Genomic DNA, 16,293 nt, shown 5'->3' on the forward strand with positions numbered 1-16,293 from the left:
GGGCTGCACTTGCAGCCTAGCGTTTTGAGATAAAGACCCCGATGATTTTAATCTCGCCGTTTTCAGAAGTCACCGGCCAAAGCCGGTGACTGTGGATTGAAGTTTAAGCCCGCTATGGTGCCAAATATTCTTCGAAAGGCCGTATCGGCGATGAGTTGCCTTGCGCGCCAACCGCTTCAATGGTCAGGAATTGATCTTTAGCGAGAACGCTGGCCAGCGGATTGCCACCGCTTACTGCCTGCTCAGTGCCCACGTGACCATGAGGTATTTTGATTTCAGGATGATCGAAGGGCGCTTTTTCGTACCGGACTCTGTCATCCGTCAGGGTCTTCAGGAAGGCGATCAGGTCGGCTCGGTTTTGTGCATCCAGTTGTAAATTGGGCTGCGGAAACACCCGAGTAACTTGCTTGCTGTCGTAGGCGAAGTTCCCGCCTCGCGAATAAAACTCTATCGCTTGTTCCAGCGTGGCCATGCTGCCGTTGTGCATGTACGGTCCGGTTAACTCGATATTTCGTAGCGACGGTATTTTAAATGTCGAATCGACGGCGGCAACCATTTTCTTGCTGTTGGGCTTGTTCAACTCCGCTAAAGCGGCAGCTGTGGTGGGCAAAAAGGCATTGCTGGCCGGTAGAAAACAGTTTTCCGTACTTTGCGGCTGGGGTCTTATGCCGTCGGTAATCGCAAACAAACTCGGCAGTGAATAAGGCAGCTTCAGATTTAGGGCAAGCGCCTCCTGAAAATCGCAGGCGCGGACTTTCTCGACATCCTCTTCCAGCACGCCGGCGCTATTCCCCGCCAGATACTGTAAATATTGCCGGCTGAACGATAACGGGTTGCCGAAGTCGTCGATGCCGCCCACGCCAATATCAGCGGCTGCCTCGGTTACCCCGGTGGAGGAGAAGCCGGTATCGAAAAACGCCGTGACTGGCGCGTTTTGGATAAACAAGGGGATGCGATTCACCACATTGGTTGATGCGCTGATGTAGAAGGCCGGCTCGCCAAATGCTTCTGGATGGGTTTTAGCAATGGCTGCGTTGGCGTTGATCGATGCGGCGCTGAAGTTGGGGCCCAGATGGCAGAGTGCGCATTGATTTTTTCTGAATTGTTTCAAGCCGTTCAACTCCGAAGCGCTTAGCTCTATGGGTTGATTGCCGGCGTCGCGGGCGCTGTTGTCGAAGGGCGATTCATCCGAAATCAATGTGCTTTCATACAGTTGGATGGCCAGACCAAAAAACATCCCAAAGTTGGCTTCGGTCTGATTGTATGGCGCCAACCCTTTGGGTACCGGAATTGGCGTGCTACCGTTGAACGACCAGTATTTGGGATTGAATGCCTGCATGACCAGCAGCTTATACATGGTGTTCATGCCTGGTTTCGTATTCAGGCTGTAAGGTCCTAATACACTATCTTCAGTATGCACTTTCTGGTTTTGCAAAGGGCGGCGTAACAGCAGTTTTCTGCCGAGCTCCATCAAGGTCCGGTTGCGGCAGGCCATCTCGGTGGTGTTTTGCGGTGGAGCTACCGCTAATGACGCCAACGAGGAATTGAGCAAATGCAGGCGTTGTTTGCTGAGCGTCGTGGCGTTCTGTTTTACCCAGACGCCGGCGTTGGGATCGCGGTCGCCCCAGGGGCTGCTGCCGTTAAACACATTGTTGGCGCGACCGTCCCAAAAATTGCGATGATTAAACACCGCATTGATGACGCTGGGCGCGTTGCGCGACGTCACTTTGCGGGTGCCGACGGCGCCGGCATGAAATAGACTATCGGCGCTGCGGCTGCACGAGTCGTTAGGGGCGGTGTAGCGGTCTACTGCTCTGAAATCCCCGCCGAAAGTACCGGACGAACCGACTACATTGTCGGTGTCGTAGAGGATCGTGGAATGTTCCTGTAGTGGGTCTTCTCGTTGATGTAACGGGAAGTCGCCGGCGCTGAGGGTATGATTCGGTCCCAACGACGCACCAGTCATGGCATTGCTGAATTCTTGGTTGCTTAAAGGGCTGGATTGGCCGCCCGGTGCAAGCTGATTTTTTACCCTGCCGTCGGCGCCGGCGTGAAAGTGGCAAGATGCGCAGGCCATGCCGTCGCTGCCAACGTTAGTATCCCAGAATAGCGCCTTGCCCAAGACAATCGCGGCATTCTTGTTGACGACAATAGGGTCCGGGCCGTCCAATAATCCAGGGACGGGCGGAACGGGCAAATGCTTCAGGCTTATCGGCATCGGCCCTAGCGCCAATTCGAACGCGGCTGCATTGAAACTGAGCAGCGCAGTTCCGGCTAAGACAATCGCTAATAGGCTATGACGAAACAATGTCATGGTGAAACTCCACTGAGAAATGGTTAAGTGGCGAAAAAATACTGCCCAAACCGCTTACAACGGGCGGGCGTGAACGAAAAAAGGCCGATAAACCACAGCAAGTAATTTATCGGCCATCCTTATTCCTTTAGCGAAGTCTCTCGCCAAATTCCGTATTTACACGAACACAGGCTTAAGTCTTTTGGGTTTAAGCGCTTCCTTGTGTGTTGGTTAACGCTTAAGCGTTGCGTTTGCCTCGGCCTATGCCCAAAAAGCCGGCCAGCGCGCTACCGAACAACCAAACAGCCGAAGGCACGGGTACCGCGGCAGGTGGGGTGTATGTAGAGGCGGCCGCCGACGCGGAAATGTTCAAGGAGATACCGGCGCTGGAGCCGAGGACGTCTGCGCCGCCGACGAACACTGCATACCAGCCGGCCTGCAAATCGTTCAGCGTCAAGGTAGCGTATCTTTTGGTGTTGGCAAACGCAGGGTTACCGGTGACACCTGTCGAGCCGGATACGCCGGTTTCATAGAGGTCGTCGATACTGACATCGTGTGCACCGGAGTCGATGACGCCGCCGAACGAGTTAACGTAGTTTTTGCTGGAGGAACTGACGTAGCCCAGCGTTTCGACAATGCCGTCAGCGCCTGTTGCCCAGATGATGCCTGGATCTCCGGCTTGGCCGACCGAGTTGAATTTATGGATTTGGCCGGTTAGCTCTGCCGGTGTATCGACGCCGACCGTTTCGCCCGAATAAGCCACATTGGTTCTGAAGATTGAAAACGCCGGAAAGTTTGCAGCGGATGAGCGCGCGTCTACGGTCACGGATTGGGCTGATGAGCTTAGATAGAAGTTGGTAAATGCGCCTTGCATGCCCCAGCCATCGTTGGACAGAGCCGGATTGCCCGCGAAGCCCAGATTGCTGGAATTGAAACTGGGGTTTGAGATGCTAGTGCCCAACTCAAGGGTGTTATCGGCACCTGTCCAAGCCGCCGCGGCGGGTTGAGCGAAGGCAAAGGATAAGGCAGCGGAAGATAGGGTGATTTTGAAAATGTTTTGTAAATCGATGTTCATTTTTGAGTGTCTCCAATATCCACCACATCGCGGTTTACGATTGTGGTAGATTTAAGTTGCTGTTTAATCTGGATTCGTCTGAGGTGTTTCGGGCCTGGCAGCCAAAAGTGGACGATTCCAAAGTTTTAATATGCATTGCGAGGGGTAAGTCGATAGCTGATGTCGGTTTACCTACTCGCTCTTACTCCCTGTGGTTTATGCGGTGCGGCGTTTGCCGAATACGCCTAATCCCGCTAACGCAGAACCAAACAACCAAACGGCCCCTGGCACCGGTACTGCGCTAACGCCCTGTGCAGTTATGGTTAAAGGCAGGTTGGCTCCAGTGACGTAGTCGTTAGCGGTAAGGGTTATTTGATAGTCAAAATGATCCTGACCTGTGGTGCCAGTTACAGGGTTGAGGCCAGTTGCACCGGTAATCGTGTCGCCCTTATTGAAACCCAGCACGGCTTCTTCAATGGTGAGAGAGTAATCTCCAAAAGCAATAATGTAATTGCCTACGTCCAAAGCAGTCGCCAGATAGGAGTCTCGGCTCAACAAGCTGCCGTCGGCCCATCCGCCGGTATTGCCAGGTATGGTGTAGGCTGGACTGTCGTCGCCGCTGACTATTTCCGTAGTGAGTGAGACCGTATCCTGAAAAATGCGGAATTGGCTATCCGCCAGGGTTAGTTCGCCGTCGCCGTTGATATCGACATAGGCGCCGGGATGTGCGCCCCAGCCCGCTGCGTAGCCTTCATTCGCCAGCACATCGATGACAACATTGGCAGCCGATGACAACGAAAACGAATAGAAATCGATTGTGGTACCGGCGCCGTGAACCGGGTCGACGGTCTTATAGATGGTTCCGTTTACGACCTCGGCCTGTGCGCTGCTTAGGCCTAAAAGTGAAATGGCAAGTGTTGCAGCCACCTTTTTTAAGGTTTGGGCATTTCTAGTGTTAACAGACATAATTCAATTCCTTTAAATAGAGTAAGACGTAGATTTTTACCGGTAGTCTCTACCGGCGACATTCAAGGTTTCGTATTTCCCTTTACGAGTTGTTGTCTAACGCACATGTGCCCGCTGCCGCGATGCCAGGCTCTTACTGTTCGATCCTGTTCGTACGGTAAGGGCCTAGGGCTGGCCGTTTGACCAACGGCTTCCCGCGCAATTTGAACGGTCTTAAAACCACTAAGTATTTCAATATTCCCGGATTGATCATGCCGCGCTATGTTTGCGAGAGAAGCAGTCCAAAGAGTTTGAAATACCGGGCTAGTTTGCACAGTGTGTTAAACAATGGGTTCAGACCAATCAGGTGATATAACAAACTATTCCTGACCAGTGAGCGACTGCTAGGGGATAGTTGTCGTCGTTTCCATATCGACCCGCTAATCCCTTCTCTTGCCTGCTCAAAAGAGGTAGCTCGACTATCTGAATCAGATCCGCAGCTTTCCGGCCCCGCCTTGCGACGAGTGTGGCGACTTGTTGGCTGCGCCCAGAGGGTGCAGCATTAATAGCTAAGCAAAATATGCGCCAGAATAACGCTAAGTGTGGGTGGTCAGCTTTTTTGTATGAATATTTATATATAAAACAAGGGGATAAATGGTTTGCTTTGAGATGGTGGGGCTGCAATAAGCGTGGCTGTTTTCCGGGGCTCCAGCTGGCTTTAATACTAGGGGATGAGTTATTTCACGTATTTTGAGTTATATCCCTTACTTTTTGCAGGGATAGACTTTGCCATCGGGATGAGCAGATGAATTAGAGCCAGCCTAGAGAGTCGGCCATTTCTGAAAGGGCCATGGCTACTCATTTAGGGCAATATTAGCTGGAAAATTCTTTAAAAATTGGCTGGAAGGGACGGGGAGGCTTGGGCCTCCGCCGTTTATTCCGGGTATTTGGCGGGGTTGGTCTTAGCCGGTAGCTCTAGCCGAAGTTTGCGCGGAATGCATGAAGGATATGGGTGCTTCTTCGGCATTTTCGAAAGTCACCATTTCCCAGGCGTCTTTGTCGTTCATTAGACTTAGCAACAACTTGTTGTTCAGCGCGTGGCCGGATTTGAAGCCTTGATATTCGCCGATCAGGCTGTAGCCCAGCAAATATAAGTCGCCGATGGCATCGAGGATTTTGTGTTTCACAAATTCGTCGGCATAACGCAGACCGTCTTCGTTCAATACTTTGTCGTCGTCCACCACGATGGCGTTATCCAGGCTGCCGCCCAGCGCCAGATTGTTTTCACGCAAAAACTCGATGTCCTTCATAAAACCGAAAGTGCGGGCCCGGCTGACTTCCTTCACAAACGTAGTCGAAGAAAAGTCCATCACAGCGGTTTTTAGATGTTCGGAAAACGCCGGATGTTCGAAATCGATGGTAAAGGTGACTTTAAAGCCATCGAACGGTTCGAACGCGGCCCATTTATCGCCGTCTTCCACGCGGATTGCCCGTTTGATGCGGATGTATTGCTTGGGGACATCCTGCTCGACCACGCCAGCCGATTGCAACAGAAACACAAATGGTCCGGCGCTGCCATCCATAATCGGTACTTCGGCGGCGCTGACATCGACAATCGCGTTGTCTATGCCCAAGCCGGCCAAAGCCGACAGCAAATGTTCGACGGTGGACACCTTAACGCCGTCGCGGACCAAAGTCGTGGACAGCTTGGTTTCGCCAACATTTTCTGGGCGCGCGGCTATCATCACCGGAGTTTCCAAATCCACGCGGCGAAAACGGATGCCGGTATCGGGCTCGGAGGGGTGCAGGGTCAGATAGACCTTATCGCCGGTATGCAAACCGACGCCGGTGGCTCTGATGGTGTTTTTTAAAGTACGCTGTTTAATCATGAAATGCCGACAAATAGGTAAAACAAAGTCGGGGAGTCTATCACAGATTATGCGATAGCTCCCCCCGAACTTGGCTCAGCTGCCTCATAGACGTGCCGCAAGCGACCCTTAGTCTGCTTGGCGTCTCAAGAAGGCCGGTACGTCCAAGTAATCCAGGTCCACATCGTTTCTAGGTTGCGCGCCAAAGCGAGATTCCCGAGCCGATTCCTGTTTTTGCTGGCGGACGATGGTCGGTTTGTCCAATTGATCGTAATTGATCTCGCCGGCCGCGACTTTTTTCACCAAGCTGATTGGCGAAGCGGCTTGCTTGGCTTTTTCGCCCATGCCGGTGGCGACGACGGTGACCTTAATTTCCTGACCCATGGCTGGATTGACCGCCATACCGATTTTCATGTCGGCGTCTTCGGAAGCGAATGCATGCATGATGCTGCCGATTTCGTCGAACTCGTTCAAGCCCAAGTCGCCGTTGGAGGTAACGTTCACCAAAATACCGCGTGCGCCTTGCAGATTGTTGTCGTCCAACAAAGGGCAGGCAATGGCTTTTTCTGCTGCCAAACGCGCGCGGTTTTCGCCGCTGGCGACGCCAGTACCCATGATCGCGCTGCCCATATTGGACATCACGGTTTTGACGTCGGCGAAGTCGACGTTCATCAGGCCTGGGTGAGTAATCAGCTCGGTAATACCTTGCACCGCATCGCGCAATACGTCGTTAGCCGCTCGGAACGCTTCCACCAGCGATTTATTGTTGCCCAAAGTCGGCAGCAATTTTTGGTTTGGAATGATGATCAATGAATCGACCAGTTTTTCCAGTTCGCGCAAGCCGGCATCGGCCACGCCTTTTTTCTTGGAACCTTCAAAATCAAAAGGTTTGGATACGACGGCTACGGTCAGTACGCCCAGTTCTTTGGCTACTTCGGCAAATACCGCGATAGCACCAGTACCGGTACCGCCGCCCATGCCGGCAGTCAGGAATACCATGTCGGCGCCAGCAATTACTTCGCGGATGCGGTCGCGATTTTCTTCCGCTGCGGCTCTGCCTACTTCAGGACGAGTGCCTGCTCCCAGGCCCTTGGTTAGTTCTACACCCAGTTGCACAATGGACTCTACGCTCATTTCCCGCAGGGCTTGGGCATCGGTGTTGGCACAGATAAATTGCACGCCGTCGATACCATCTTCCACCATGTGATTAACCGCGTTGCCACCACCACCACCGACGCCGATGACCTTGATAACCGCGGTGCCGCTACTATCCAATAATTCATATTTCATTTTCACACCCTCCAGACAAAAAATTAAAAATTTCCTTGAAACCAGCTCTTGATTTTTGATAACAGATCCGCGCCATCATCGTTCATGCCTAACGCCCGGCCGTGATGATCCTTGCCATACAGCAACAAACCCACCGCGGTCGAATAAATCGGGTTTTCCGCTACATCGGTCAAGCCGGATACATGCAGCGGTACACCCATGCGAACCGGCATATGGAATATTTCCTCCGCCAACTCGACCAATCCTCTTACTTGCGAACTGCCTCCGGTAATTACCATGCCGGCCGCAATTAAATCTTCATACCCACTTCTTCTTAACTCTGCTTGTACCAGCAGCATTAATTCTTCGTAACGCGGCTCGACAATTTCCGCCAGGTTTTGCGCGGAGATCTTGCGCGGCTCACGGTCGCCGATGCTGGGGACCGCGATGGTTTGTTGCGGATCGGCCAATTGCGTCAACGCGCAAGCGTATTGGCGTTTGATTTCCTCCGCGTTTTTGGTCGGCGTCCTCAGCGCCACGGCGATGTCGTTGGTGACTTGATCGCCGGCGATGGGAATCACCGCTGTATGCTTGATCGCACCTTCCGAGAAAATCGCAATATCGGTGGTGCCGCCGCCGATGTCGATCAGACACACCCCCAAGTCTTTCTCGTCGTCGGTCAAAACCGCCGCGCAGGAAGCCAGTTGTTCCAACACGATGTCATCCACATCCAGTCCGCATTTGCGGATGCATTTGACGATGTTCTGTTCGGCGCTGACACTGCTGGTGACCATGTGCACCTTGGCTTCCAAACGAATGCCGGACATGCCGATCGGCTCTTTGATGCCTTCCTGTTGGTCGATCACAAACTCCTGCGGCAGGATGTGCAGGATCTTCTGATCGGCCGGAATCGCCACCGCCCGCGCCGAATCGATTACTCTATCGATGTCGTGTTGGGTGACTTCCTTTTCCTTGATCGCCACTATGCCGTGTGAATTCAGGCTTTTGATATGGCTGCCGGCGATACCGGCAAACACCGATTTGATCTGGCAACCCGCCATTAATTCGGCTTCCTCAATCGCCCGTTGGATGGAATGCACGGTCGATTCCAGATTGACCACGATGCCTTTTTTCAGGCCCTTGGACGGTGCGGTGCCGATACCGATCACTTCGATTTCGTCGCCACCTCGGTATTCACCGACGATGGCAGCGACTTTCGACGTGCCTATATCCAGCCCCACTAATAAATTTCGATCTGTCTTTTTGGCCATTGTTTATGCTCGGTAAGCGTTTAAATCAGGTTTTTGTTTTTTTCCACGATTGCTTTCCAATCGATGTTGGTGACTTCCGGTTTCCAGGTCACTGCAAAGCCGTTCGGGTATCGGGTATCCACGCTCGCTATCATGGCTAGCTGTTCCTCACCCAATAAATCCATGGTTCTTAGAAAGCGCTGCATATTTTCCAGCGGCGCCTTTCTGCCCAACTGCATTTCCATGCCGCTGGCTAACTTGATCCGCCAGGCTCGTCGTTCGTTGACGTGAAACTCGGCGAGCTGCATCGATTTATCCTTCAAGACGATGTAGACGCCTTTCATAATCTCCAACAGTTTCTTTTCCTGGCCGTCCGGGCCGGTAATCAGCGGTAAATTTTTAAATTCGTCGATATTGTCCGGTACCAGCAAATCGCCCTGTTTGTTCAGCAGTGCCGATTTGCCCCAGCGCACCACCGGCTTTTGCTCGGTAATTTTTATATGCACCGCATCCGGCCACACCCGCTTTACATCGACCTTATCCACCAAGGGCAGGGCTTTAATCGCTTGATGAATTGCATTCATGTCTGCCTGGTAATAGCCTTGTTTCATTTGCGGCGCCAACACTTCTTTCAGTCTGTCCTTGCTGGTGTATTGGAACGCGCCTTCAATCTTGACGTAGCGGATCGGCTTGCTGCTCAGCGCGCTGGCGCCGAATTGCTGCCAAGCCCACCAGCCGCCGCCGATCAACAGCGCGGTCATCAAGATCACACTAAACCGGCTCACCTGCACCTGCCATGCTGGTTTCCAAAATGCGCCAAACCAATTCTTCGAAACTAATCCCCACCGCCTTGGCCGCCATCGGCACTAGGCTGTGGTCGGTCATGCCGGGTACGGTATTCACTTCGATCAGTTGCGACCGGTCGTTAGCGTCGATAAATACATCGACACGCGCCCAGCCTTTCACGTCCAATGCCTGACAGGCTTGTACCGCCAAGGCTTGTAATTGTTGTTCGCGCTCCGCACTCAAGCCGCAGGGGCAGTGGTATTTCGTGGTGTTAGCTCGATACTTGGCATCGAAATCGTAAAAGGTATTCGGCGTTTCCAATCTGATTGCCGGCAGCGCTTCGCCGTCCAGCACGCCGACAGTGTATTCCTGACCCTGCACCCACTGCTCGGCATAAACGTCGCATAGATACTGCTTGGCCAATTGCAGTGCGGCGACCAGTTCGTCACGGTTGGTGGCTTTGCTCATGCCGATGCTGGACCCTTCCTGCGCTGGTTTAACGATCACCGGAAATCCCAGTTTGGCGATGCAGGCGTCAATATCGGTCTCGTTTTTCAGTATGAACCAAAGCGGCGTGCTCAAGCCCAGACCTTGCCAGCACAACTTGGTGCGTAATTTGTCCATACTCAATGCCGAAGCCATCACACCAGAACCGGTATACGGCAAACCCATTACTTGCAGGACGGCCTGCAAGACACCGTCTTCACCGCCACGACCATGGATCACATTGAACACTCTGTCGGCTTTGACGCCTGCCAACGCATCGATTGGGCTAGCGGTGACGTCTATCGCGACCGCGTCAACACCTTGCGCCTTCAGGGCCTGATACACGGCGTTGCCGCTGTTCAAGGATATTTCGCGTTCGGCGGCCGAACCGCCCAACAGGACCGCGACTTTGCCGAAATCGGCGGCATTTTTGATGCGTAATGGCTTCATGCTTTATCACCTACCCGGCAGACTTCAGTTTGCAGACTGATGCCGAATTGCGTTTGTACTTGAGTTTGAATATGTTCGATCAAGGTTTCTATATCTTCAGAGCTGGCGTTGCCGCGATTCTCGATAAAATTGGCATGCTTTTCCGACACCACCGCGCCGCCAATCGCAAAGCCTTTCAAACCGCAGGCTTCGATCAAGCGTGCCGCGTAGTCGCCGGGCGGGTTTTTGAATACCGAGCCGCAAGTCGGCTTACTAGTCGGTTGCGAAGCATTGCGTTTTTCCAGCAAGGCTTTGATGTGTTGCTGGCTGGCTTCGCTGTTGCCTTTGCTTAACTTCAGTTGAGCCGACAAGAACCATTCGTCGGCCAAACCTTTCACCGAACGGTAGGCCACTTCAAATTCGTGATGATCGCGCTGAATCACTACGCCGCGCGGATTAATCATTTCCACTTTCTCGACGATGCTCCAGGTTTCGCCACCAAAGGCTCCGGCATTCATTTTCAACGCGCCGCCCATCGTGCCTGGGATGCCGGCTAAAAACTCGGCGCCGGTCAGGCCTAAGTCCGCGCAAAAGCGGGCCACATGGGCGCAAGGTACGCCGGCTTCTACGTAAACTCGTTCGGAGTCGGCCAGATACATTTCTTTCAAACGGCCGCGGGTATTGATCACCGTGCCGCGAATGCCGCCGTCGCGTACCAATAAATTGCTGCCCAAACCCATCCAATACAAAGGTTCGCCTTCCGGCAAACTGGCTATGAATTCGATCAGGTCGGCTTTGTTTTCCGGGATATACAGGTGCTGGGCTGGACCGCCGACCCGCCAGCTGGTGTATTTCGCCAGCGGCTCGTTGTTTAATAAAGTGCCTCTGGTCACCATTACCTTAGGGCCTCAGCCAGTTGTTGCGGTAATTCGGCGGCGATTTGGCCGACATTGCCCGCGCCCATGGTCAAGACCACGTCGTCTTTTTCGACGATGCCGGCCAGAATGGTGGCCAAGTCTTCGCGGTTTTGCACGAATACCGGGTCAACTTGGCCGCGCACCCGAATTGAGCGGCTCAGCGCTTTGCCGTCGGCCCCGGTAATCGGTGTTTCGCCAGCCGAGTACACATCCAATAAAATCAATACATCGACGCTGGACAACACTTCGACGAAATCTTCGAACAAGTCGCGGGTGCGGGTATAACGATGCGGTTGAAACACCACTACCTTGCGGCGGGTCGGCCAGGCTTGGCGCAAGGCTTCCAGAGTGGCGGCCAGTTCACGTGGATGGTGGCCGTAATCGTCGACCAAGGTCAGCTTGCCGCCTTGGAAATCCACATCGCCGTTGATTTGAAAACGTCTGCCCACGCCTTTGAATTCGGCCAGACTTTTGACTATGGCTGCATCATCAACGCCCAGCGCGGTGGCTATGGTCGTTGCGGCCAAGGCGTTCAGCATGTTGTGCCAGCCCGGCAGGTTCAGCGTGACTTTTAGCGGTGGTTGGCCGCCCCAACGCAACACGGTGAAATGCGTACGCAAACCATCCTGTTTGATGTCGATGGCGCGCACATCCGCGTCTTCATTGACGCCATAGGTTTTCACCGGTTTGGAAATGTTTGGCAAAATGGCGCAGACGCCGGGGTCGTCGCTGCATAAAACCGCCAAGCCATAGAAAGGTAATTGGTGCAGAAACTTGATGAAAGTATCCTTCAAACGGCTATAGCTGCCGCCGTAGGTTTCCATGTGGTCTTGATCGATGTTGGTGACAATCGCCATCATCGGTTGCAAATACAAAAACGACGCATCGCTTTCGTCAGCTTCTGCAACCAGATATTTGCCCAAACCTAATTTGGCATTGGCCCCGGCGCTGTTCAAACGGCCGCCGATTACAAAAGTGGGGTCCAGACCGCCTTCTGCCAACATCATCGTGGTCAGGCTGGTGGTGGTGGTTTTGCCGTGGGTGCCGGCGACGGCGATGCCGAAACGAAAGCGCATCAACTCGGCTAGCATTTCCGCGCGCGGAATTACCGGAATACGGTTTTCGTAGGCGGTGACGATTTCCGGGTTGGTTCTATCGACGGCGGTGGAAGTGACGACGACATCGACATCGAGCACATTGTCGGCGTGGTGGCCAAAGTAGACTTTCACACCCATGGCTTGCAGGCGATCAGTAACCGCCGAGCCTTTAATATCCGACCCGGACACGGTGTAACCTAGATTGGAGAGAACTTCGGCAATGCCGCTCATGCCGGTGCCGCCGATACCGACAAAATGGATTTTGTCGATGTCGCCTAGCGCTTGGTTTTCGATGTTGGGGCGATTCATACGGCAGCCTCCGCAACGCAAATATCGGCCACCGCTTGGGTTGCGGCGAGTCTGGCCTTGGCTTTGGCGGCCCGGCTCATGGATGTCAATGATGTCATGGCTTGTTCTATGGTTTTACGCAGATTGTCCGCGTTTAATTCGGGTTGCGGCAGCAACAATGCGGCACCGGCTTCTGTTAAATATTTGGCGTTGGCGGACTGGTGATCGTCGATGGCGTGCAGCAAGGGCACGAAAATCGCCGGCAAGCCGCAGGCCGCCACTTCACTGACGGTCATCGCGCCGGCCCGACAAATAATCAAATCGGCCCATTGGTAGGTGGCGGCCATATCCTCGATAAAGGCCAAGGCTTCGGCGTTCAGACCCAGTTTGCGGTAACGCTCGGCCACTTCAGCTTGCATGGCGCTGCCGGTCTGGTGTTTTACGTCAAGATTGCTCAATCCGGCCAAGGCCTCCGGCACAGTGTCGTTCAGGACTTTAGCGCCCTGGCTACCGCCCAGGATCAGAATCCTTAAATTGCGTCCGGCTTGTGGATGCCATTCGGATTTTTCAGGCAGGTCAATGAACGCATCTCTCAACGGATTGCCGGTGCAGATGGCGTGTACCGACTTGGCGAAGCTATCCGGAAACGCTTCCAATACTTTGCGGGCAGCAAGTTTCACCAGTAAACGGTTGGTGGTGCCGGGTACCCGGTTTTGTTCGTGTATCACCAGCGGGATGCCCAGCCATTTGGCCATCAATCCGCCCGGTCCGGCCACAAAACCGCCCATGCCCAATACCACGTTAGGTTGGCGTTGCTTCAGAATGCGCCGTGCTTGCAGGCAGGCTTGAATCAATTTAAAACCCGCGCCTAGTTTGGACAGTAAGCCTTTACCGCGCATACCGGCTACCGCCAGCCAGTCTATGTCGATATTGTTGGCGGGCACTACCCGGCTTTCCAGGCCTTTCTCGGTACCCAGCCAGCTGACTTGCCAGCCGCGTTCGCGCATCTCCTGAGCAACTGCCAGTGCCGGAAACACGTGTCCGCCGGTGCCGCCTGCCATGATGACGATGCGGCCGCTCATGCGTGTTTCCCCTTCACATTGCTTTTATTGTGTTCGGTGACTTCGTAATGAATCCTAAACAATACCGCCATCGCGCCGCACATGACGATCATACTGCCGCCGCCGTAGCTCATCAGCGGCAAGGTCAGGCCTTTGGTGGGCAGCATGCCCATATTCACGCCCATGTTGACGAAGGATTGGAAACCAAACCAAATGCCTAGGCCGTATGCCGCCAAGGCAGAAAATTTCAGGCCGGCTTGTTCGGCTTGTTCGCCAATCGCAAAGGCGCGGACCACCAAGGCGGCGAACAGGCCGATGATCAGCAGCACGCCGAGCAGGCCGAGTTCTTCACCCAGCACGGAGAACAAAAAGTCAGTATGCGCTTCCGGCAGATAAAAAAGTTTTTGCAGACCGTTACCCAAACCAACGCCGAAAAACTCGCCGCGACCGAAGGAAATCAAGGCTTGAGTCAGCTGAAATCCGGAATCCCGGGCATCGGCCCAAGGATCCATGAAACTGGTGACCCGCGCCAATCGATACGGCGACTCAATCACCAAAATCACCGCCAAGCTAGCGACCAGGCCCAATAAGATAATGAACTGGGAAATACGGGCACCGCCCAGGAACATCATGCCCATGGCAATGATCAGAATGACCACTGCGGAGCCGAAGTCAGGCTCGAGCAATAACAGTACGCAAGCGACCGAAAACAGCATCAACGGTTTGACCAAGCCGAATGCGGAGCGGCGGACATGTTCCGAGTGGCGGGTGACGTAACCGGCCATGTAAATCACCGAGATGAATTTCACGACTTCCGATACCTGGATCCGCAAACCCAGAATCGATAGCCAGCGGATACTGCCGTTAACCCGGATGCCTACACCGGGAATCAATACCACCAATAACAAAGCCAGGCCGGCGATAAACAGGGTTTGTCCCATTCTTTCCCAGCTTTGCATTGGGATGTTCAAAATGATGGCGGAAAAGCCCAAGCCAAAAGCGATGTGAATCAGCTGTTTGAAGGGGTAGTGCGAAATGTCGTCGGCCATTTTGACGCCCAAATGCAAAGAGGACGAGGTGACCAGCATGAAACCGATGCCCAGCAGGCTGAAGCACGCCAACATCAACACCGGGTCGATGTGCAGGCGGTTTTGCGCGCGGGGCTTGGCGGTGGGTTTCAACATAAAGGCAGGCTCATCACGGCTTCGGCGAATTTATTGCCGCGGTCAACATAGCTGCGGTATTGATCCAGGCTGGCGCAGGCCGGTGATAGCAGTACGCTGTCGCCTGCGCTGGCCAAACTGGCGGCGATGGTGACCGCTTCTTTCATATTGCCGGCGAAATGGACAGGCACACAGTTATTCAAAGCTTCCGCAATCAATGGTGCATCTTTGCCTATCAAGACCACGGCCTTGGTTTTTTCGGTGACGGCAGGCACTAGTTCGCTCATGTCCGCGCCTTTGGTTTCGCCGCCGGCAATTAAAATGACTTTCTGCTCGTAGCCGTTTAACGCGGCGATACACGCACCGATGTTGGTGGCTTTGGAATCGTTAACCCAATTGATGCCGCCTTTTTCCGCGACTTTTTGCATGCGATGCGGCAAGCCTTTGAATTGTCTGAGCGCATCGCACATTTTGGTGATGCTTAGACCGGCTGCCGTGCCCAGGGCCAACGCAGCCAACGCATTGGCGATGTTATGGCTACCTTCCAGGCGTAATTTACTTGCCGCCATTAGGGCTTGTTCGCCTTGCATCAAAGTATCGGTTTCGCCGCGACGCAGATAAAAATCGGCTTGAGTTTGCGTGGAAAAAGTCAATGTTTGCCGGGCGGGATTGCGCATGGCCATGACCATCGGGTCGTCGGCATTCAAGACCATTACGCCGTTGCCCCGGAACACGCGCTGCTTTTCCGCCGCATAGCCCACCATGCCGTCATGGCGATCCAGATGATCCGGACTGACGTTTAATACGGTGGCGACTTTGGCGTTTAACGCTTTGGTGCGCTCCAACTGGAAGCTGGACAATTCCAATACGTAGAGTTCTGCGTCCTGTTGCAGCAAATCCAGAGCCGGTGTGCCGAGGTTGCCGCCAATGGCGGTTTTGAAGCCGGCGGCGTTAGCCATTTCGCCCAGCATGGTGGTAACGGTGCTTTTGCCGTTGGAGCCTGTGATGGCGATAACCGGTTTATCAGTGGCGCAAGCGAATAAGTCGATGTCGCTGAGTACGGTAACGCCCGCCTGTACGGCTTTTTGGATGGCCGCTTCGTGTAAAGACACGCCAGGGCTGACCAGCAAGTGAGTGGCGACATCCAGCGCGGATTGGTCGAAACCGCCGGAAAACACCGGCACGTCCGGCATCTGTTCGCGTAGATTGTCGATCAGCGGCGGGTTTTTTCGGCTGTCAATCACCGCGAATTTAATCGGCGTCTTTTGCAAAAATTGCGCAGCTGAATAGCCGGTAGCGCCCAGACCTACGATCAATAGGCGAGCGCTATCCGGATTTAAGTTGAAATGGGTTTCCAGATTACTGAGTAGGGCGGTGGTGTTCATGC

At 53.8% G+C, this 16,293-nt stretch carries 13 protein-coding genes and 1 riboswitch; all 13 genes read right to left on the reverse strand.

Annotated features, from left to right (window positions below):
- Positions 1-112: 112 nt before the first annotated feature.
- The gene (locus ACR64Q_RS22250; RefSeq protein ID WP_313733179.1) at positions 113-2,314 is read right to left on the reverse strand and encodes a cytochrome-c peroxidase; all 2,202 of its coding nucleotides are present in this window, start codon (positions 2,312-2,314) and stop codon (positions 113-115) included.
- A gap of 217 nt (positions 2,315-2,531) precedes the next feature.
- Entirely contained in the window at positions 2,532-3,368 is an 837-nt protein-coding gene (locus tag ACR64Q_RS22255; protein ID WP_313733180.1) for a hypothetical protein, read from the reverse strand.
- A 195-nt stretch (positions 3,369-3,563) separates the two neighbouring features.
- A complete protein-coding gene (locus ACR64Q_RS22260; protein ID WP_026602971.1) occupies positions 3,564-4,313 on the reverse strand; it encodes a VPLPA-CTERM sorting domain-containing protein in 750 nt (249 codons plus the stop codon).
- A 445-nt stretch (positions 4,314-4,758) separates the two neighbouring features.
- A riboswitch (cyclic di-GMP riboswitch) is annotated at positions 4,759-4,833 on the reverse strand.
- Positions 4,834-5,254: 421 nt separating this feature from the next.
- Positions 5,255-6,181: a UDP-3-O-acyl-N-acetylglucosamine deacetylase gene (lpxC, locus tag ACR64Q_RS22265; protein ID WP_026602972.1), complete on the reverse strand. Its 927-nt coding sequence runs from the start codon at positions 6,179-6,181 to the stop codon at positions 5,255-5,257.
- A gap of 108 nt (positions 6,182-6,289) precedes the next feature.
- Positions 6,290-7,450, reverse strand: coding sequence for a cell division protein FtsZ (gene ftsZ / locus ACR64Q_RS22270; RefSeq protein WP_020483770.1), 1,161 nt, complete (start codon positions 7,448-7,450; stop codon positions 6,290-6,292).
- Positions 7,451-7,473: 23 nt separating this feature from the next.
- The gene (gene ftsA, locus ACR64Q_RS22275) at positions 7,474-8,700 is read right to left on the reverse strand and encodes a cell division protein FtsA (protein ID WP_020483769.1); all 1,227 of its coding nucleotides are present in this window, start codon (positions 8,698-8,700) and stop codon (positions 7,474-7,476) included.
- A gap of 20 nt (positions 8,701-8,720) precedes the next feature.
- On the reverse strand, positions 8,721-9,464 hold the full coding sequence (locus ACR64Q_RS22280) for a cell division protein FtsQ/DivIB (RefSeq protein ID WP_026602973.1): 744 nt from the start codon (positions 9,462-9,464) through the stop codon (positions 8,721-8,723).
- Positions 9,451-10,401, reverse strand: coding sequence for a D-alanine--D-alanine ligase (locus ACR64Q_RS22285; protein WP_026602974.1), 951 nt, complete (start codon positions 10,399-10,401; stop codon positions 9,451-9,453). The genes ACR64Q_RS22280 and ACR64Q_RS22285 overlap by 14 nt, the downstream gene beginning before the upstream one ends.
- Entirely contained in the window at positions 10,398-11,276 is an 879-nt protein-coding gene (gene murB, locus ACR64Q_RS22290) for a UDP-N-acetylmuramate dehydrogenase (RefSeq protein ID WP_313733181.1), read from the reverse strand. The genes ACR64Q_RS22285 and murB overlap by 4 nt, the downstream gene beginning before the upstream one ends.
- Complete coding sequence (murC, locus tag ACR64Q_RS22295; protein WP_313733182.1) at positions 11,276-12,703, reverse strand: UDP-N-acetylmuramate--L-alanine ligase; 1,428 nt, start codon at positions 12,701-12,703, stop codon at positions 11,276-11,278. The genes murB and murC overlap by 1 nt, the downstream gene beginning before the upstream one ends.
- On the reverse strand, positions 12,700-13,764 hold the full coding sequence (gene murG / locus ACR64Q_RS22300) for an undecaprenyldiphospho-muramoylpentapeptide beta-N-acetylglucosaminyltransferase (protein WP_313733183.1): 1,065 nt from the start codon (positions 13,762-13,764) through the stop codon (positions 12,700-12,702). Before murG ends, murC begins: the two co-directional genes overlap by 4 nt.
- Positions 13,761-14,927 (reverse strand): putative lipid II flippase FtsW, encoded by a 1,167-nt coding sequence (gene ftsW, locus ACR64Q_RS22305; RefSeq protein WP_313733184.1) that lies wholly within the window; start codon positions 14,925-14,927, stop codon positions 13,761-13,763. Before ftsW ends, murG begins: the two co-directional genes overlap by 4 nt.
- Positions 14,921-16,291: a UDP-N-acetylmuramoyl-L-alanine--D-glutamate ligase gene (murD, locus tag ACR64Q_RS22310; protein WP_313733185.1), complete on the reverse strand. Its 1,371-nt coding sequence runs from the start codon at positions 16,289-16,291 to the stop codon at positions 14,921-14,923. The genes ftsW and murD overlap by 7 nt, the downstream gene beginning before the upstream one ends.
- Positions 16,292-16,293 lie beyond the last annotated feature (2 nt).

Source organism: Methylomonas sp. 2F7, assembly GCF_057126975.1.